General features: G+C 37.4%; 10 protein-coding genes and 1 pseudogene. 6 read left to right on the top strand and 5 right to left on the bottom strand.

All coding sequences use genetic code 11. The annotated features are described in order from the left end of the window. The first annotated feature begins 60 nt into the window (after positions 1 to 60). Positions 61 to 1884: a glutamine--fructose-6-phosphate transaminase (isomerizing) gene (gene glmS / locus ACFILT_RS01595; protein ID WP_375679227.1), complete on the top strand. Its 1824-nt coding sequence runs from the start codon at positions 61 to 63 to the stop codon at positions 1882 to 1884. 354 nt (positions 1885 to 2238) lie between these two features. On the opposite strand, the gene recG is transcribed toward glmS, so the two are convergent. Beyond that, a complete protein-coding gene (recG, locus tag ACFILT_RS01590) occupies positions 2239 to 4347 on the bottom strand; it encodes an ATP-dependent DNA helicase RecG (RefSeq protein WP_375679469.1) in 2109 nt (702 codons plus the stop codon). 402 nt (positions 4348 to 4749) lie between these two features. Here recG and dnaE point away from each other — a divergent pair, with 402 nt between their 5' ends. Then, entirely contained in the window at positions 4750 to 8217 is a 3468-nt protein-coding gene (dnaE, locus tag ACFILT_RS01585; RefSeq protein ID WP_375679490.1) for a DNA polymerase III subunit alpha, read from the top strand. A gap of 192 nt (positions 8218 to 8409) precedes the next feature. On the opposite strand, the gene ACFILT_RS01580 is transcribed toward dnaE, so the two are convergent. Together ACFILT_RS01580 and ACFILT_RS01575 are read right to left on the bottom strand one after the other, a co-directional pair. After that, on the bottom strand, positions 8410 to 9657 hold the full coding sequence (locus ACFILT_RS01580) for an FAD-binding protein (RefSeq protein WP_375679229.1): 1248 nt from the start codon (positions 9655 to 9657) through the stop codon (positions 8410 to 8412). 52 nt (positions 9658 to 9709) lie between these two features. Beyond that, entirely contained in the window at positions 9710 to 9958 is a 249-nt protein-coding gene (locus ACFILT_RS01575) for a zinc-finger domain-containing protein (RefSeq protein ID WP_375611536.1), read from the bottom strand. Between the two features lie 325 nt (positions 9959 to 10283). Here ACFILT_RS01575 and ACFILT_RS01570 point away from each other — a divergent pair, with 325 nt between their 5' ends. Further along, a complete protein-coding gene (locus tag ACFILT_RS01570) occupies positions 10284 to 12464 on the top strand; it encodes an RNA degradosome polyphosphate kinase (RefSeq protein ID WP_375679468.1) in 2181 nt (726 codons plus the stop codon). A 6-nt stretch (positions 12465 to 12470) separates the two neighbouring features. After that, positions 12471 to 13988, top strand: a complete 1518-nt coding sequence (gene ppx / locus ACFILT_RS01565; protein WP_375611538.1) for an exopolyphosphatase — start codon at positions 12471 to 12473, stop codon at positions 13986 to 13988. Positions 13989 to 14262: 274 nt separating this feature from the next. Here ppx and ACFILT_RS01560 read toward each other — a convergent pair. Further along, positions 14263 to 14448 (bottom strand): annotated as a pseudogene (locus tag ACFILT_RS01560) (helix-turn-helix transcriptional regulator). 644 nt (positions 14449 to 15092) lie between these two features. Continuing rightward, positions 15093 to 16247: a ribonuclease D gene (rnd, locus tag ACFILT_RS01555; protein ID WP_375679231.1), complete on the bottom strand. Its 1155-nt coding sequence runs from the start codon at positions 16245 to 16247 to the stop codon at positions 15093 to 15095. A 132-nt stretch (positions 16248 to 16379) separates the two neighbouring features. Between rnd and aspS the strand changes: the two genes are divergently transcribed. Both aspS and parC read left to right on the top strand, forming a co-directional pair. Beyond that, complete coding sequence (aspS, locus tag ACFILT_RS01550; protein ID WP_375679232.1) at positions 16380 to 18173, top strand: aspartate--tRNA ligase; 1794 nt, start codon at positions 16380 to 16382, stop codon at positions 18171 to 18173. Positions 18174 to 18949: 776 nt separating this feature from the next. After that, positions 18950 to 21199, top strand: coding sequence for a DNA topoisomerase IV subunit A (gene parC, locus ACFILT_RS01545; protein ID WP_375679467.1), 2250 nt, complete (start codon positions 18950 to 18952; stop codon positions 21197 to 21199). Positions 21200 to 21461 lie beyond the last annotated feature (262 nt).

The following is a 21461-nucleotide window of genomic DNA, read 5'->3' as shown; positions in this document are numbered from 1 at the left end:
TAAAGGCTGTTGGATTGTTTTGTAAAATTTGAATCTTAAGATGTGGGTTGGAGCTTTTTAATGTGTGGAATTATTGGAGTTCTTGGAAAGAGGTGTGTTACGTCCTCTTTGGTTGAGGGGTTAAAACGTCTTGAATATAGAGGGTATGATTCATCTGGGGTGGCAACGGTCTATAATGGGCATCTTTATCGTGTACGTGCTGAGGGGAAGCTTGTTCATTTAGAAGAAAAATTAAAAAAAACACCTCTGGAGGGAAGTTTAGGGATTGGTCATACCCGTTGGGCTACGCATGGAATTGCTGTTGAACGCAATGCGCATCCCCATGTGACTGAAAAGCTTGCGATTGTTCATAATGGTATTATTGAAAATTTTGTAGAACTGCAAAAGGAACTCATAGAGGATGGTTGTATCTTTGAAACAGAGACGGATACGGAAGTTATTGCACATTTAATAACGCGTGCATTAAAAGATGGTCTTTCTCCGCAAGAAGCCATACGTACCAGTTGGAAAAGGCTGCAGGGGGCTTTTGCTATTGCTCTTATTTTCGAAGGTGAAGATAACCTTATGATTGCGGCTTGTTCTGGTCCACCTCTGGCAATTGGTTATGGAAAAGATGAATTTTTTGTGGGGTCAGATGCCATAGCTTTGGCACCATTCGTTGATTATATTAGCTATATGGAAGATGGGGATTGGGCTGTTCTCACACGGGAAGGTGTTACAATTTATGATGCTAATAATCAACCGGTAAAACGTCCTGTGACGACATTACTTGAAGGGGCTTTATTGATTTCTAAGGGTAATCATCGTCATTTTATGCACAAGGAAATGTTTGAACAACCTGAAGTGATTTCTCATAATTTGGCGCATTATCTTGATCTTGGAAATTATGTCGTTCGACCCCTTGAGAATTTGATTGATTGGAAAAATATTCATCGTCTCCTTTTTGCGAGTTGTGGAACGGCTTATTATTCAACCTTAGTTGCGCGCTATTGGTTTGAGAAATTTGCCGCTTTAAGTGTTGATAATGATGTTGCTTCGGAGTTTCGTTATCGTGAACCTCCTATAACGTCTGATGTGTTATCGCTGTTTGTTTCTCAATCTGGTGAGACAGCTGATACATTGGCTTCTTTGCGTTATTGTCGTGAGCGGGGTGTAAAAACAGCAACAATTGTGAATGTAGAGCAATCAACAATGGCAAGGGAGGCTGATTTTATTCTCCCAACACTTGCCGGACCGGAAATAGGTGTTGCTTCAACAAAAGCTTTTACCTGTCAATTGGCAACGCTTGCTTCACTCGCTCTTAGTGCGGCTAAACAACGTGGCTATCTCTCGGCTCAAATAGAAAAGCAACTGGTTCAACAGTTGGCAGAAGTTCCACGTATTTTAAATGAGGTCTTAAAATTAGAGAGAAAAATTGAATGTATTTGTCGTGATTTGGTGAATGCAAAAAGTGTTCTTTATCTGGGACGTGGAACTTCTTATCCGATTGCTTTGGAGGGAGCTCTTAAACTGAAAGAGCTTTCTTATATTCATGCTGAAGGTTATGCGGCAGGTGAATTAAAGCATGGACCAATTGCTCTGGTGGATGAGACAATACCCGTTATTGTTGTTGCACCTTATGATCGGTGGTTTGAAAAAACTTTTTCTAATATGCAAGAAGTGGTAGCGCGTAATGGTCGTATTATTTTAATAACCGATAAAAAAGGAGCAGAGGTGGCTTGTCTTAAGACTTTATCAACGATCACTTTGCCAGATGTTCCAGAATTTATTTCTCCTATTATTTATGCACTCCCTGTTCAGTTAATCGCTTATCATACGGCTGTTTTATTAGGAACAGATGTTGATCAACCCCGTAATTTAGCAAAATCAGTCACGGTTGAATAAAAGTATATTTCTGAATCTTTTGGAGAATAATCAAGTGTAAGAAATTGATTTATAATGAAACTTATTTTTTCATTTTCTCTGTTGAACGAGAATGCTGTAGACAGTTTTTTTCTTTCTCAATCCTTTACGATAAAACGAAAAATATTTTCTTACCTATCAAAAAATGGATCAGCTATGTGAATATAATGGTAAAAAAGACGCAATATTGCTTCTACTGTTTTAATGCAGTTGATTTGTTATTCGTTCATGAAGCATAAAGATGGTAAGAGACTGCGTAGATCATTTATGGGTAATTCTAAGAAAAAACCATATTTGAACAGAGAGATATTTAAGTTTTTTATTAGAGGGTCTTTGTTATCCTGCTCGTAAGAGGCGTGCAGCATCGTTGTGTCCGAAAAGATAAAGGAGCAACCGTAAAGCTTGTCCTTGCTCAGAAGAAAGATGAGGATCGCGTTGTAAAAATAAACGAGCATCTTTTCTTGCCATTGACAAAAGATCGCTATGAACTGCAAGGTTTGCTATATGAAATTCAGGGACTCCAGATTGTTTTGTACCTAAAAGCTCTCCTTCGCCTCGTAGGCGCCAATCTTCTTCAGCGATTTCAAAACCATCTTCTGTATTGCGGATAATATTAAGGCGTGTTGCTGCTGTTTTAGTCAGTGGATCTTTATAGAGCAAAATGCAGGAAGACTTTTTATCGCCTCGTCCTACACGTCCACGTAATTGGTGCAATTGTGAAAGGCCAAAATGTTCCGCGTGTTCGATGATAATGATCGAAGCATCTGGAATATCTACTCCCACTTCAATGACTGTGGTTGCAACTAAAATACGTGTATTTCCACATTTAAAAGATGCCATAGCGGCTTCTTTTTCTGCTGTAGACATTTTTCCATGGATCATACCAACGTGTGCTCCAAAGCGCTCATGGAGAAATGCAAAGCGGTTTTCAATTGAAGTGAGATCAAGAGCTGTCGATTCCTCTACTAAAGGACAAATCCAATAGAGTTTTTCTCCTTTTTCTAATGCAATTGCGATTCTCTCTATAAGCTCATGAAGACGTTTCAAAGAAAGCGTTGCTGTTGTAATGGGTTGTCGTCCCATTGGTTTTTCGGTAATTTTAGAGACATCCATATCACCAAAAGCTGTTAAGACAAGTGTGCGCGGAATGGGCGTGGCGGTCATAACCAGCATATCAGCTTTATTGCCTTTTTCTGTAAGAGCGATACGTTGATGGACACCAAAACGGTGTTGTTCATCGATAATGGTTAAAGCGAGATTATTATAAGTAACACTGTTTTGTATGAGAGCATGGGTTCCGATGACAATAGAAACTTGACCTGACAAAATATCATTCACGATGTTTGTCCGCAATTTCCCTTTTTCTCGTCCTGTTAAAAGCGTTGTTTGTAATCCGACCTTTTCGGCAAGAGGAGCGATGGTGGCAAAATGTTGCCTAGCAAGCACTTCAGTTGGTGCCATTAAAGCTGATTGTCCTGAATTTTCAGCAATTTGTGCCATTGCCATCAATGCAACAACAGTTTTTCCTGCGCCTACATCACCTTGAAGTAGTCTTAGCATCGGTTCTGGTGAAGCAAGATCATTTGCGATATCTTCTACTGCTTTTTTTTGTCCGGTTGTGAGTTGAAAGGGGAGGATATTAAGCAATTTTTTAGTATAAATTCCTGTTGATGGTCGAGAAGTGCCAACAAGAGATTTAGTTTTCAAACGCACGAGTCCTAGTGCCAATTGACAAGCGAGCAATTCATCATAGGCAAGACGTTTGCGTGCTGTACTTTCTAAGGATAGATCATTGGGGTTAATGGGCGCATGGATACGGCGTAAAGCAACAGAAAAAGAAGGAAAATTTTGCTGCTTTTTTACATTTTCATCTATCCATTCTGGTAGAAGAGGAATAAAATCAAGAGCGTTTTGTATGGCGCGTTTTAGTGTCTTTACAGTTAGTCCGGCAGTAGAGGGATAGACAGGTTCGATCAGAGGTATCTGATTTGATTGTTCGCTTGGGGCAATATAGTCTGGATGCGCCATTGAAAGCTGTCCATTAAACCATTCAACTTTTCCTGATATAATGACTTTTTTTCCTTCGGGGAGTTGTTTTTTTAGCCAAAGAGGTTGAGCATGAAAAAAGACTAAATTTATTTTTCCTGTGTGATCATGGGCAATAACACGATAGGGAATTCGGTTGTGACCACGGGGTGGTGGTTGATGCTGATCGATGATAATTTCGAGCGTAACAGTATCTCCTTCTTTTGCACAAGCAATGTTGGGACGCATTCTGCGGTCTATAACGGAATGGGGCATTAATTGAAGAAGGTCAATAAGGGTTGCTTCGCGTTGTGTGGGATTAACATCTAAGAGTTTGGTCAATAAACCATAGACTTTAGGTGTAATACCAGAAAGAGTTCGGATAGAATTAAAAAGTGGGGTAAGAAGACTTGGAGGCATGAGCAAATTTAACCTGCCCTTTTTGTTTTTTCTAGACCTTTAGAAGAGCTTTTTGGGGATAAAGTCATAAAGACAAGGTTGCTTTATTTACACATTGAACTTTAGGAAGAGAAATTAATATTTAAAGAAAAATACAATTAAATGGTCAAAAATTAAAGTGCTTAGATGAGGTATATTGTTTTTCTTTTTATTTTAGGTGTTTATTTGCTGTGAATAGAAGCATTTTCTTGATAGAACTCTCTTATAAATATTAATAAAATTGGGATATTGCTCCTATGTAGGATGATGAATTTATAGCTTTAAAGTTTGATGATAAACAGAAGTTTTTTCTTTTATAAGGGGTGCTGTTTAGCATTTATTTTGTAGTGGGAAATTGTGAGAGTGGTAAAAAATAAAATGCAAATGCAAGAGAACAAAAATTCTCTTCCTCGCTTTATTCATTTGAGAGTGCATTCAGCTTATTCCTTGCTCGAAGGGGCTTTAAAAATCCCCCAAATTATTCAACAGACGATTTCAGATCATGCACCAGCGGTTGCTATTACCGATACCAATAATTTATTTGGTGCTTTGGAATTTTCACAGCATTGTCTTTCTCATGGGGTCCAACCTATTATTGGTTGTCAGCTTACTGTTGATTTTTGTGATGAAAATGATCATTCACGTTTGGCTAAATGGCGTAATCCTTCTGATTTTTGCTCTATTGTTCTTTTGGCTGCTAGCGAAACCGGTTATGCTCATTTGGTTCGTCTTGTGAGCCGTGCTTATCTTGATAAGTGTGATACTGATCCTCCTCATATTAAAGCTGATTGGTTGTCAGAACACAGTGATGGCATAATCGCTTTAACGGGTGGAAAGGGAGGACCTATTAATCTTTCTTTGGCAGAAGAGAAAAAAGAACATGCTGTTGAGCGCTTAATTTATTTGAAAAAATCTTTTGCTGATCGTCTTTATGTGGAGTTACAACGGCATGGCTCTTATGACCGGAGAGTAGAAGCTGATCTTATTGAATTGGCTTATGCGCATGAAATTCCTCTTGTAGCAACGAATGAAGCCTTTTTTCTGAAAAGAGAAGGGTATGAAGCGCATGATGCGCTGATGGCTGTTTCAGAAGGACAAATTGTCTCTAATCCAGATCGCAAACGTGTGACACCAGATCATTATTTGAAGTCACAAGATGAAATGGTTACACTGTTTTCTGATCTTCCAGAAGCTTTGGAAAATAGTGTTGAAATTGCATTGCGTTGTCATATTGCCTCGCCTCTTCGAAAACCGATATTGCCTCGTTTTATAGAACAATCTATTAATTCAGAAACTACTTTAGAAATAGAAGATAGTGAGTTGTTAAATCAGGCTAAAGTTGGTTTGAAGATGCGGCTTGAAGCAATAGGGTTGGCTGAAGGGTATACGATTGCAGATTATGAACAGCGGCTTGATTATGAAATTTCAGTTATTACGCGTATGCAATTTTCTGGATATTTTCTTATCGTTTCAGATTTCATAAAATGGGCAAAGGTTCATGACATTCCCGTTGGACCAGGACGGGGTTCTGGTGCTGGTTCACTTGTTGCTTATGCATTGACAATTACTGATGTGGATCCCTTGCGGTTTTCTCTTCTCTTTGAACGTTTTCTCAACCCAGATCGTGTTTCGATGCCAGATTTTGATATCGACTTTTGTCAAGAGCGGCGCGAAGAAGTTATTCAATATGTTCAAAAAAAATATGGACGTGATCAAGTTGCTCAAATTATTACCTTTGGTAAGTTACAGGCACGTGCAGTTTTGCGTGATGTGGGGCGTGTTTTAGAAGTTCCTTATCGTCAGGTGGATTATCTTACAAAATTAATTCCTGCCACGCCAGGAAGTCAGGTAGAATTAGCTGATGCTATTAAGGATGAACCTAAATTTGAAGAGGAAAAGAAAAAAGATCCCGTTGTTGGCCGCGCATTAGATATAGCACTTCAGTTGGAGGGACTTTATCGTCATGCTTCAACTCATGCTGCTGGGATTGTTATCGGAGATCGTCCACTTTGGGAGCTTGTCCCGATGTATCGTGATCCTCGTTCTGATATGCCTGTTACACAATTTAACATGAAATATGTGGAACAGGCGGGGCTGGTAAAATTTGATTTTCTTGGATTAAAAACGCTTACTGTTTTGAAAATGGCAGTCGATTTTGTTGCCAGAAAGGGGATTAAAATAGATTTATCAAATATTCCTCTGAATGATGAAGCAACCTATGCTATGATGGCACGTGGTGAAACGGTTGGCGTGTTTCAGGTGGAAAGTTCTGGTATGCGCAAGGCGTTGATTGGAATGAAGCCAGACCGTATTGAAGATATTATTGCGCTGGTTGCACTTTATCGTCCAGGTCCAATGGAGAATATTCCAACCTATAATGCACGCAAACATGAGGAAGAGGAAATTGCTTCTATTCATCCTAAGATAGATCATCTGATTAAAGAAACACAAGGTGTTATTGTCTATCAAGAACAGGTGATGCAGATTGCTCAGGTTCTTGCTGGCTATTCGCTTGGAGAAGCTGATTTACTACGTCGTGCTATGGGGAAAAAAATTCATGCTGAAATGCAAAAACAGCGTACGCGTTTTATCAATGGAGCTGTTGCAGGTGGTGTGGATAAAGATCAAGCTGATATTATCTTTGATCTTTTAGCAAAATTTGCCGATTATGGTTTTAATAAATCGCACGCTGCTGCTTATGCAATTGTTTCTTACCAAACAGCTTATATGAAAGCAAACTATCCCGTTGAGTTTTTAGCTGCTTCAATGACATATGATATGACGAATACAGATAAGCTCAATGATTTTCGACGCGAAGCATTAAGGTTGGGTATTGAAGTTATTGCACCTTCTATACAAACATCTCATCGTGTTTTTGAGGTTGGTGATAACTGTATTTATTATTCTCTTGCTGCCATTAAAGGTGTGGGAGAAACTGTTGTAGATCATATTGTTTCTTGTCGTGGGAATAAGATTTTTAAGGATTTGGAAGATTTTTGTGCGCGTGTTGATCCTCGTATTGTTAATAAGCGTGCGATGGAAAGTTTAGTTTGTGCTGGTGCTTTTGATTGTTTTAACATTGCACGTGAGGTTTTATTAGCCAATCTTGGAACCCTTCATGCGCGTGCACTTCGTATTCTCGATGACAATTCTAGCGGGCAGGTTGATATATTTGGAATGGCAGGCGGATTAAAAGAACCATTGATTTTATCGCAAACAACCCCTTGGTTGCCGGCTGAGAAACTTTATCGAGAATTTCAAGCTATAGGTTTTTACTTTTCTGCGCATCCTTTGGAGGAGTATCAAGCTATTCTGGACAAAAAACGCATTCAGACTTGGGGTAATTTTGCCAATGCCGTTAAAGGAGGAGCAACAGCTGCACGGCTTGCTGGAACTGTTGTGGCAAAAAGCGTGCGCAAAACAAAATCTGGTAAAAAAATGGGAATTATTCATTTTTCTGATACAAGTGGACAATATGAAGCAGTTCTCTTTTCTGAGGCACTCTCGGATTATGAAGAGATGCTAGAACCCGGAAAATCTTTTATTATTACGGTGAGCGCAGAAAATCGTTCTGAAGGAGTTAGTTTGCGAATTGAAACAATTCAGTCTTTGGAAAATGAATCATTACAACAGCATAAAATGATGCGTCTTTTTATAAAAACAGTTGATATGCTTCCACAAATTGAACAAAATTTAAATCTTGGGGGGAATGGAGAGGTTGGGCTTATTTTAATTCAAGAGGATGGATTGCGAGAAGTCGAAATTGCGCTTCCTAAGCGATATAAGGTAAATTCACATGTCGCAAATGCTATGAAATTAATTCAGGGTGTTGTTGATGTAGAATTGAGTTAAAAAAAGATTAAAGATGGGAGCTGATTTTGAGTGGTGTTTTTGCTTTTAGGAGAGCTAAAAATTGAGCTTTTAAAATCGGATTGTAGATTTCGAAAAATATTGCTTTTATTTGAGTAAATTATGATATTTTTTTAGTGTCATAAAATTAAAAAAATCTCGTTCTTTCGTAATATTCAAAGTGCCGGAAGAATTTTATAAGTTTTTATCATTATTTTTTATAGAATTCATCGCATCATACATGTAAAGCCAATTGAGATCTGACATAATGCTCTCTGGTGTACGAATTTTCATCATGAGATTGCGTGCAATTGCTATGGGACCGGTTGCGTGATAGGCTAATCTATTGAAATCTGCGCGTTTTTTTACTGCTGCAATACGGGGGGTGCGTATTGTTTCGTAAAGCGAAAGTGCTTTCGTTAATGAAAAATCTTTCAATGAAAGTGCTTTTGCTAATGTGGCGGCATCTTCGATTGCCATAGCGGCACCTTGTGCTGCAAAAGGTAAGGCAGCATGTGCGCAATCGCCAACAAATACTTGTCTCTCTAAACCGATAAAACGATTTTGTTTCATTTGAAAGAGTGGCCAATAGCTCCATTCATCAATATGATCAAAGATTTCTAAGATTTTTGAATTCCAATCTTTAAAAAGAGATTTGAGTTTTTCTTTATCTCCTTTATGGGCCCATCCTTCTTTTGAATTTTCTCCATGCGTAATGGCGACAAAATTAAAAATTTTTTCTGACGATTGAATGGGGTAGACAACAAGATGATTTTTTGATCCCATCCAAGCCGTAATTGTCTTCATATTTTGCAATGAAGAACGAAAGTTTTGAGGAAGATTATCAGATGTTGTTGTTGCACGCCAAGCAATAAAGCCACTAAAATTTGCTTTTTCATGAAAAGGAGATTGTTGCCGTAATGTTGACCAAACGCCATCACATCCGATCAGGAGGGGCGTTGAATAAAGCTGTTCTGTTGCCGTATCTGTTTTTATTGTCGTGATTTTAATGTTGCTTGCAGATTGGGTAGAAGATACAATCGTTTCGCCTACTTTGTATTTGATCAAAGGATTTTCAATCACTGCATTATATAAAATTTTTTGTAAAGCCGCGCGGTGAATCGTCATATAAGGGGCTTTCCAATATTTTTCTGTTAGATTAATAAGATGAGCCCGTAGATGTATTTTTAAAGATAATCCATCTTTTAACTCAAGAAAATATGGGATTGTCGCGACTTCAGTGAGTTTGTTAAGAAGTTTCCAGCGAGCAAGAATAGATGTTGCATTTGGTGTCAGTTGAATACCAGCGCCTATCGTTTCAAGTTGCTTACACTTTTCGATAATGGTGCTTGCAATTCCTTTATGAGCGAGTGCTAAAGCAGTGCTTAAACCAGCAATCCCTCCTCCAACGATGATGGGTGATTGTTCCACAAATGATTTCATATTAAACAAGCAGAATTAAAAGAGGGGTTATTAAGAAAGCCAAAAAACGCAATTATAATAGCTTTTCTGGATGATATAAGCATCCTGTTGGGTTTGTTTGATCGTATGATAGCGAGGGAACATAACGATAAAGGGTTGAGCAGTAAGGGCAAATTTTCTCATCTGCTGCTCCCATATCGATAAAGATATGAGGATGATCGAATGGGTGTGTAGCGCCTACACACATAAATTCTTTCACACCAATTTCGATTGTTTTATATCCAAGGTCATTTTGGAAATGAGGAATATTGTGATCAGCCATGGCATACAAACTCCAGAATAAATTTTCTCATCAGCTATGATTGGGCTCTTCTATTTTATAGGCGTGAGTTTGTAATAAAGCGTATAATAATGCAAGATGCTTTTTAAGACAAATTTCTCTTCTTTTATGCTATATTAGAATAGTTGTCTTACTTTTAGTGCTTTGCGCATAGCAATAATTCCAAGTATTTTTAAATATTAAATGGAAAAATGATGAGGGAAGTTAGGCATTGATATATTATTATGATGATAACATATTATCAAATGTTATGTGAGATATTTCGTCAAGGATTTTAGAAAATATAAAAGAAAATTATTTAGGATATATGGAACAGAGGGTGGTAGATAAAATTTCTATATCGAATATAACAATGAAAAATCCGGTACGGTTTATTAATCGAGAGTTTTCATGGCTACAATTTAATAATCGTGTTTTGATGGAAGCGGCTAATTCGAAACATCCTTTATTAGAACGTCTACAATTTCTTTCTATTTCAGCTGCAAATCTTGATGAGTTTTTTATGGTTCGTGTTGCAGGACTAGCAGCTCAAATTCGTGCTCGCGTTACAGCGTGCAGTGCAGATGGGCACACTCCACAGGAACAACTTGATATTGTATTAGCTGAGATTTCAAAGCTGCAGGCTCACCAATTACGAGAATTGAATGTTTTACGTGATGAATTAAAAAAGAATGATATTGAAATTATTTGTTCTGATGATCTTTCAGAAATTGAAAAATCATGGCTTGAAAAATATTTTCTTGAGACAATTTTTCCTGTTTTAAAACCTTTACCTGTTGATTCTACTCATCCTTTTCCATTTATTCCTAATTTAGGGCTTTCTATTGGGCTTCAATTGTCTGGAGAAACTGATCAGAATTCACACACAGTGTTGTTGTCTATTTCAATGCTTTTAAGGCGTTTCGTTCTTCTTCCTCAAGAAGGTAATCATTTTCGTTTTATCGCATCTGAAGATGTTATTTGCCTTTTTATTAAACATGTATTTCCTAACTATGAGGTTAAAGGAATTGGTACATTTAGAATAATCCGAGATAGCGATATTGAAGTAGAAGAAGAAGCTGAGGATCTTGTTCATTTTTTTGAAACTGCTCTCAAAAGGCGGCGCCGTGGGCAGGTTATTCGAGTTGAGTTTGACGCAAAAATGCCAGAGAGTTTACGCCAATTTATAGCGAATAGTCTCGCTGTTCCTGATAATTGTATTAATGTCCTTGACGGATTTTTAGCGCTTAATACGGTATCAGAAATTGTTTCTATTCCCCGCGATGATCTTAAATTTATTCCTTATATTTCTCGTGTTCCAGAATGTATTCGTAAACATAAAGGGGATTGTTTTGCGGCTATTCGTGAAAATGATATCGTGATTCATCACCCCTATGAGACATTTGATGTTGTTGTCCAATTTTTACGTCAAGCTGCTTGCGATCCTGATGTTGTAGAAATAAAACAAACACTTTATCGTACATCAAATGATAGTCCAATTGTTGGCGCTTTGATTGAAGCAGCTGAACAGGGAAAGTCTGTGACTGCTTTGGTAGAACTTAAAGCACGTTTTGATGAGGAAGCAAATATTCGTTGGGCCAGGGATCTTGAATGTGCTGGGGTTCAAGTTATTTTTGGTTTTATTGCATTAAAAACGCATGCTAAGATGTCATTAGTTGTGAGACGTGAGGGAAAACGTCTTCGCTCTTATGTTCATCTTGGAACAGGAAATTATCATCCCATTAATGCTAAAACTTATACCGATCTTTCTTTTTTTTCCACGGATGATGATATCGCTCATGATGTTGCGTTATTATTCAATTATATTGCGCAATATGAGCGTCCAAATGAAACAATGAAGATTGCTTTTTCACCCTTAACACTGCGTGGTCGTATCTTAGAGCATATTGAGGGAGAAATTGTTCATGCACAACAGAGAAGGTTTGCTGCTATTTGGATGAAAGTTAATGCATTGGTTGATCCTGAAATTATTGATGCTTTATATCGTGCCAGTCAAGCAGGGGTGCAAATTGATTTGGTTGTGCGGGGGATATGTTGTTTACGTCCTGGTATTCTAGGAATTTCGGATAATATTCGTGTAAAATCAATTGTCGGGCGTTTTCTTGAACATAGTCGCATTTTTTGTTTTGGGAATGGTCAAGATTTGCCTAATGAAAATGCACTCGTTTACTTAGGCTCTGCTGATATGATGCCTCGTAACTTGGACTATCGTATTGAAATATTGGTTCCGGTTTTTAATAAAATAGTGCGTCAAAAAATTCTTTTACAGATTATGTTAGCTAATATCATTGATAATCAACAAAGCTTTGATATACTTAAGGATGGAACATCAAAACGTATTACACCGCAGATAGGTGAAAGTCTATTTAATGCGCAGGAGTATTTTATGGCCAATACAAGTTTTGCGGGGGAAAATGAGTCTTTTGAGTCTTCTGTTTCGCGCTTGGTTGCGTTGCATCGGCAACAAGCCGAAATACATAAAGACTAAAATCCAATGACATATAGAGATGCTCAAGGTCGGTTAAAAGGGCGTAAGCCTGTTGCTGTTATTGACATTGGCTCAAATTCTGTTCGGTTGGTTATTTATGAGGGGCTTGTTCGATCACCAACAGTTTTATTTAATGAAAAGATTCTTTGTGGTCTCGGTCATGGTGTGGCGAAAACAGGATTTTTAGAAGAAAAATCGATGAAAATGGCGTTGCAAACACTGAAACGGTTTCGTACGCTTTGTCGACAGATTGGGGCAGATGAGGTCTATACTTTAGCAACAGCAGCAGCACGAGATGCACAGAATGGCGTAGCATTTATTCAGCATGCTGAAGATATTTTGCAAAATAAAATATATCTTCTTTCAGGAAGTGAAGAAGCTATGTATTCAGCATATGGAGTTGTGTCTACTTTTTATCAACCAAAAGGTATTTCTGGGGATCTTGGTGGTGGAAGTCTTGAGCTGATTGATATTGATCATTCTGATGTTGGTGAAGGGATAACGCTCCCATTGGGTGGTTTAAGGCTACAGTATATGTCAAATAATGATAGTGCTGTAGCTACAAAAATTGTACATGAGCAATTTTATAAATCGTCTGTTGTTCGTGCTCGTAAAGGTATAGCACGTTATTTTTATGCAGTAGGGGGGACATGGCGTAATTTGGCAAAACTCCATATGGCAATGAAACACTATCGGCTCCCTGTTATGCATGGCTATGAAGTTGATGCTGTTGAAATGGAGAACTTTTTACGTCTTGTAGCACGTGGCAATATTGATAATATGAGAGGGATTGCAGCGGTTTCTCAGAACCGTCGAAAACTTTTATCTTATGGGGCAATAGTTCTTATTGAACTCATTCAGTGTATGGAGTTTGAAAAGATAATCTTTTCTGGTGCTGGCGTTCGTGAAGGTTTTCTTTATTCACGATTGCCGCAGGCGATTCGACTTTCAGATCCTCTCATTGCAGCATGCACAGAAATGGCTATTTTACGGGCACGTTCACCAAAACAAGCAGAAGAACTCATTGATTTTACGACGAATGCTTTTGAAGTTTTTGGAATTTCAGAAACCGAAAATGAATGCCGTTATCGTCAAGCCGCTTGTCTTCTTGCGGATATTGGTTGGCGTATACATCCAGATTATCGAGGCAATGAAGCAGCAAATCAAATAGCTTTAGGATCTTATCCAGGAATTTCTCATGAAGGGCGCCTTTATGCGGCGCTTGCTGTTTTTTTTCGCAATACGAGTTTATTGGTTGATAAAGAATCTCTTCCCATTTTTCAATTAGCAACTCAAAATATAATTGAAAAAGCACGTATTCTTGGCGAAACTATGCGTATTGCTCATCTTTTTAGTGCTTCTGTTGCAGGAATTTTACCTCATTTATTGTGGCATAAAAAAGCAGATCATATTATCCTGCAGATCCCAAAGAATTACGCTGGGTTATTAGGAGAACGTCCTCTTGGACGATTACAGAAGTTATCAAAAATAATAAAACAACCTCTCGCTTTTGAAATTTTTTGATTTTTTTCCTAATTTATTCGTGTTTTATGTCTTAATAATAGGGCCATTGACGAGGGATAAACTAGGTAGCCTATCATCATGAGCTGGACAATAGGACTTGTTCCATAACGCCCATGCTAGACACCACGCAAAGCATTTGTAATGCCTAAGCATTCATAAAAGAAAACATAATTTTTTTATTCTGTTACTTGCATCACAGGATGGATTTTTCACTTCATAAGCTTCATGTGAAAATGAAAAGTTTTGTCCATTTTTACGTGAAAAGGTTTTCTTTTTATGCTGTGTCGTTATAACGTTTCTGTTTAGCTTGCTCGATTATCTTCATAAGATTACGATTGTAACCAACGCGATAAAAAACAAGTTTTAAAGATTTTGGGAGAGATCCATTGGTTACATGACGCTGGAATGTTGAAATACTCATATGAAACAGTTTTGCACTTTCACGGTCTGTCAAAAGAATATCATTTCAGTCATTATAAAATCCTTTCACTATAAAAAATAGAAATAAATCACAACTATTTATTAACCATGATTTTCGAATCCTTTGAAAGGTGTTTAATTTATAAAAAACAGCGCTTTATCATATAATTTCTTATGTGAAACTTTATGAGTCTTATTGAGATGGAATGAGAGAATCTTACGATATTCGGAGGTCTAATTCAATATAAATAACGCTAGATTATCGTTAGAAATCAATATATTGCTTTTGTTAGGTATTTTAGTTGTTATGCTGGCTCGTTTTTGATTGTTAGATTGCAATCTTGGTAGTTTTTAATACGGATATGGTGACGTGAGGCATTATATCTTTGTTTGTTCCTATTTCTAGGCTGCTATTTTTGTAATGAATGCGCTTTTATTATCAGAACTTTTTTTTTCAAAACTTTTAAATAAGGAACTGTCTGTTTTTTTAGATTATTTTTAATGGGATTTCTATTTAATTGACCTGATAAAGATTTAGCTATCATTTTAATAAGAGTTTACTATTTAATTTTTTAACTTTGTCAGAAGTAGGCTTTATTTATCCTGTTTGCGTTGGCCTATAGGGCATACCAATTGATGTAGATAATGAGTAGCGTAATGGATTTTTCAAAATGAAAATGTAAATTAAAGCTGTTTTGTGCTTATTTTTCCATCGTTAAAGTAAAACCCTATCTGGCCCTTTAGAAGTTGTTCGGCTTTTTGTCCAAATATTTCATAGCGCCAGCCATTCATAGCGGGAATATTTTTCTTTATTCCTCCATTGGCAATTTTTTCTAAATCATTAGATGTTGCAATAATTTTAGGGGCAATGCTGTTTTCATTTGCAACAATTTTTAATAACACTTTGAGTAGATCGATAACAGCGGCTGTCGTATCATTGAGTGGATTATGTTTAGGAATGGGGGGTAAAGTAGAAAGATCCACCTCTAATCCTTCGTGGACAGCTTTGATTAATGATTGAGCAATTGAGAGTTTATCCCAGTTCTTATTAAGACTGCGCAACCGTTTTAATGCAGATTCATCTTTTGGTTGTTGGGTTGCTATTTCTATAAGACATTCATCTTTTATGATATGACGACGTGGCATATTGTATTTTCGTGCTTCACGTTCCCGCCAAGCTGCTATCTTTTGTAATACAGCAAGTTCACGTGGCTTTTTAATTTTTCCTTTCACTTTTTTCCATGCTTCATCTTCTGGCATATCATAGGTTTTAGGATTTAAAAGGATTGTTATTTCATCATCCATCCAGTGAGCTCGTTGATTTTTCTCTAACCTTTTTTTCAATAACAAGTAAACATCTCTTAAGTAAGTTACATCGGAAAGTGCATAGAGCAGTTGTTTTTCAGACAAAGGGCGGTAACTCCAGTCTGTAAAGCGGGAGGATTTATCAAGATGATGCCCTGTACAGCGTTGTACAATTTGATCATAGGAGATAGAATCACCAAATCCACAAATGGATCCTGCTATTTGCGTATCAAAGAGAGGGGAAGGAATAACACCTCCAAGATGATAAATTGTTTCAATATCTTGGCGCGCAGCATGAAAAACTTTTACAACTTTTTTATCGACCATAAGGTCAAAAAATGGTTGTAAATCAATATCTGGTGCTATGGGATCAATCAAAACTGTAACATCTGGTGAGGCGAGCTGTATTAAACACAGTTGAGGCCAAAAAGTTGTTTCGCGGATAAACTCAGTATCGACTGTTACAAAATTAGAGGTACGTAGAGCGTTAAGTGCAATTTCAAGATCTGTTGTTTGTGTAATAAGATTCATCATTTTATTATAATTCGATAAATTAAATTTGTCCTTTGTTGACTTTATTTTTGAGTTTTTATTCTCATATCTTGACAAATGGTTATTAAAAAGCGTTTGTAGCGCATGTGAATATTATAATCAAAGGCAAAAAACATGCATCGTTATCGCAGTCATCATTGTGCGGCTCTCCGTAGATGTGATGTAGGAACACAAGTTCGTCTTTCGGGGTGGGTTCATCGTGTTCGTGATCATGGAGGGATTCTTTTTGTGGATTTACGTGATCATTTTGGAATCACACAAATTGTTGCTGACCCTGCTTCACCAGCTTTTAAAGTTATTGAAAAAGTGCGTTCTGAATGGGTTATTCGTGTGGATGGGGAGGTATGTGCTCGTTCTGATGAGGTTATTAATGCAACGCTTCCAACAGGTGAGATTGAAATTTTTGCACAAGAGGTAGAAATTCTTTCAAAATCTGATGAGCTTCCTTTACCGGTTTTTGGTGAGCCTGATTATCCAGAAGATATTCGATTAAAATATCGTTTTCTTGATTTGCGTCGGGAGACTATGCACAAAAATATCATGCGTCGGACTGAAATTATTGTGGCTATGAGACGAGCTATGCAAAATAATGGTTTTACGGAATTTACGACGCCACTTTTGACAGCTTCATCGCCGGAAGGTGCACGTGATTTTTTGGTTCCAAGTCGTGTTCATCAGGGAAAATTTTATGCGCTACCGCAAGCACCACAGCAATATAAACAGTTATTGATGATGTCAGGTTTTGATCGTTATTTTCAGATTGCTCCATGTTTTAGAGATGAAGATCCAAGGGCCGACCGTCTTCCTGGTGAATTTTATCAATTAGATGTTGAAATGAGTTTTGTTGAGCAAGAAGATGTTTTAGCAACTATGGAACCTATTATGCGTTCTATTTTTGAAGAATTTGCAGATGGAAAGACTGTGACACAAAGCTTTCCTCGCATTTCCTATGATGAAGCAATGCGAAAATATGGTTCTGATAAGCCTGATCTGCGTAATCCGATCATTATGGAAGATGTTTCTCAGCATTTTTATAATTCTGGTTTCAAAGTCTTTGCTCAAATTTTAGCGAATGATGAGAATGCACAAGTGTGGGCTATTCCAGCTAAAACGGGTGGAAGTCGTGCTTTTTGTGATCGTATGAATGTATGGGCACAAGGCGAGGGGCAACCAGGGCTCGGCTATATTTTCTGGCGTGAAGAAGAAGGAAAATTTGAAGGAGCAGGGCCTATCGCCAAAAATATTGGTGAACAGAGGACTGAAGCAATCCGTATACAGCTTGGTCTTGAAAGTGGGGATGCCTGTTTTTTTGTAGCTGGCGATCCAAAAAAGTTTTCATCTTTTGCCGGAGCAGCACGCACAAGGGTAGGGGAAGAATTAGATCTTCTTGATAGAGATAGTTTCTCTTTGGCGTGGATTGTTGATTTTCCATTTTTTGAATGGAATGAAGATGAAAAAAAGATTGATTTTGGACATAATCCTTTTTCCATGCCTCAAGGGGGAGAAAATGCCCTTGCCTGCCAAGATCCTCTTACTATTAAAGCTTTTCAATATGATCTTGTTTGCAATGGTTATGAAATTGCATCAGGTGGAATTCGTAATCACTTACCAGAAATGATGCTTAAAGTTTTTGAACTTGTAGGACTTTCTAAGGAAGTTGTGAAAGATCGTTTCGGTGGTCTTTATCGTGCATTCCATTATGGGGCTCCGCCACATGGTGGCATGGCTGCGGGAATTGACCGCATTATTATGCTGTTACAAGGTGTTAAAAATTTGCGTGAAGTTGCTTTATTCCCTATGAACCAACAGGCGCTTGATCTTTTAATGAGCGCTCCGTCTGATGTTTCTCCTACACAATTACGTGATTTAGGAATCCGCATGGCTCCTACTCACAAAAATAGCTCATAAGTTGATAATGGATTGTTTTCGTCTTTTTCTACGTAGAGTGAAGTTTTGATGCCTTTCAAGAGTCAACGGTGTGTGCGTGTACTGTTTGTGAAATTTAGATAGGCAAAACGCTATTGTGTTGATTCTTTATGAGGCATTTTTATTCCTTGTTTCTATAGTGGCTTTTCCCCTTGTGATAGGTGAGGAAATAATTATAATTGCTTGATCATGAATAAATTAGAAATAAAAGAATTCTATAATATTCGGGAGCCTCATTTTAGTTAAAAAAAATTAATTATCTTTATATGTCAATATATTATTTATTTTTTATTGAAGTTTTTATAACGTTGTAGCAGAGAATTGTGTCTCTTCGTTTTTATGAGAATAATGTGGTTTTCCATTCTATGGACTTACTCTGAAAAGTTTAAATTTCATAAGCTTTGAACATTTTTTTGGTTTTTCGTAGAAAAACTGAATGGGGTTGTTATACAATTTATCTTTATAATAAAAGATGATGTTTGAAAGGTGCTTTTGTCATTTCAGAAAAGATGAAATAACTCTTTGTGGGCAGTTAAATTATCGTCGAATTTGACAAAGCTTTCAATAAATTACTTAGGACAAGGGGGAAGGACATGTATAAATTTTTCAAATTGATATAATTTTCTGTTCATGTTCTAATTGCAGCGTTTGTTTTTATGTAATTGACTTTTAATAAAAAAGTCGACTCATAGAAGATTTCATTAAATAAATCCTATAAAATAATTTCTTATTATTGTGGGAATTGTTGTTTTAATACTATGTCTGATAAAATGAATTTACCTTTTGATAAAGAACATATTGAACCAATAGAATTACGTTCTGCTTTACAGGAACGTTATTTGGCTTATGCACTTTCTACGATTACACACCGTGCATTGCCTGATGTACGTGATGGATTGAAGCCGGTCCACCGGCGGATTGTTCATGCGATGCGTCTTCTCAAACTAAATCCTGGACAGTCTTATGCGAAATGTGCGCGGATTGTTGGTGATGTCATGGGAAAATTTCATCCTCATGGGGATGCATCTATTTATGATGCCTTGGTGCGCTTGGCTCAAAGTTTTGCTGTTCGTTATCCGTTGGTTGATGGGCAAGGCAATTTTGGTAATATTGATGGTGATAATGCTGCTGCCATGCGTTATACGGAAGCACGTATGACTGAAGTGGCTGCATTGTTACTTGAAGGAATTAATGAGAATGCTATTGATTTTCGTTTAACCTATAATGAGGAAGATGAAGAGCCTGTTGTTTTACCAGGAGCTTTCCCTAATCTTTTAGCAAATGGTTCTTCTGGTATTGCTGTTGGTATGGCAACATCTATTCCCCCCCATAATGTTGCTGAGCTTTGTGATGCAGCACTCCATTTGATTGCGCATCCCGATGTAAATGATGAGGAATTAAATCAATTTGTTCTTGGTCCTGATTTTCCGACGGGGGGAATTTTAGTTGAACCTAAAAAAAGTATTGAGGAATCCTATCGTGTTGGGCGTGGATTCTTTCGCTTGCGTTCACGTTGGCATCAGGAATCTGGTAGCCGTGGTTCTTATGTGATTGTTGTAACTGAAATTCCCTATCAGATTCAAAAGTCACGTCTTATTGAAAAAACAGCAGAGTTATTGCTTGCACGCCGATTGCCAATGCTTGAGGATATCCAAGATGAATCAGCAGAAGATATCAGAATCGTGCTGGTTCCTAAAAATCGGTCGGTTGATCCGGAGCTCCTTATGGAGTCTCTTTTTAAATTGACTGACTTTGAAGTAAGATTTCCCCTTAATCTGAATGTTTTGTCTTTGGGAAAAATACCCAATGTCCTTTCTTTGCGAGAAAGTTTGCAGCAATGGCTTGAACATCGTCAAGAAGTGCTTATTCGTCGCTCTCATTATCGGCTTGATCAAATTGATAGCCGATTGGAAATTCTTCATGGATATCTTATTGCCTATTTAAATCTCGATGAGGTCATTCAGATTATTCGTGAAGAGGATGAACCGAAAAAGAAGCTGATTAATCGGTTTGAATTAACAGAAAATCAAGCTGAAGCTATTCTTAATATGCGCTTGCGTTCTTTGCGTAAGCTTGAGGAATTTGAAATTCGTAAAGAATTTGAAAGTTTGAAAGCTGAAAAAGAAAAGCTACAGAATTTGTTAGTTTCTCCTATAAAACAGTGGAAAATAATTTCAGAAGAAATCAAAAAAGTTCGAAACACTTTTGGTCCTGAAACACTCTTGGGGAAAAGACGTACGACGTTTGAAGAGGCACCAAGACATGATCTTGATGATATTCAACAAGCAATGATCGAAAAAGAACCGATTACTATTGTTATTTCTGAAAAGGGGTGGATGCGCGCTTTGAAGGGACATTTGACCGATTATAAAGCGCTTTCTTTTAAAGAAGGAGACAGTTTAAAGTTAGCATTTCCGGCATTTACAACCGACAAGATTGTGCTGATCAGTACGGGTGGAAAGTTTTTTGCTATTGGTGCAAATAGTTTACCTGGAGGGCGGGGACATGGTGAACCTATTCGTCTTTTAGTTGATATGGATGATGAGCACGATGTTCTCACAGCTTTTGTGCATCACGCCGAGGAAAAATTGCTCTTGGTTTCATCTCACGGTAATGGTTTTATTGTTTCTTCTGCAGAAGTGATCGCCAATACACGAAAAGGAAAGCAAGTGATGAATGTGAAAGCTCCTGATAAGGTAAAGCTTTGTGTTCCGGTAAATGGTGATCATGTGGCTGTAGTTGGTGAAAACCGTAAAATGCTTATTTTTTCTATTGAACAAATACCAGAAATGAATCGCGGTAAAGGTGTTCGTTTACAGCGTTATAAAGAAGGTGGTGTTGTTGATGCCAAGACTTTTAATTTATCAGAAGGCTTAAGTTGGCAAGATACAGCTGAACGAATCTTTAACCGTCAAGCTGATGATCTCATTGAATGGATGGGAATGCGTGCGGGCGTCGGGCGTTTGGTTCCAAGAGGATTTCCAAAATCAGGAAAATTTATCAATTAAATGTATTTTATAAATGGGAAAATTCCCTATGGTTTTATGATTATGTAAGATATTAATTTATAAAGATAATTTATTATTTTTTATATTGAACGAAAGACTTAAAGCGTAAGTTTTTCTCTTATTTCGATCTTGTTCAGGTTAAATCAATCAAAACTGTTTGTTTGCCTATCATGAGATGAGAGACCAGCCCGTCTTCATAAAAACTATTGAAGAAAAGAATAAAAATATTTTTTAATAAACCGTTTCACAGACAAGAGTTGTT

Origin of the sequence: Bartonella sp. AP7XZML, from assembly GCF_042195745.1 — a bacterium.
Classification (GTDB): Bacteria; Pseudomonadota; Alphaproteobacteria; order Rhizobiales; family Rhizobiaceae; genus Bartonella.
The sequence above is the reverse complement of the archived record's forward strand: the minus strand, read 5'-3'. Positions and strand labels throughout refer to the sequence as shown.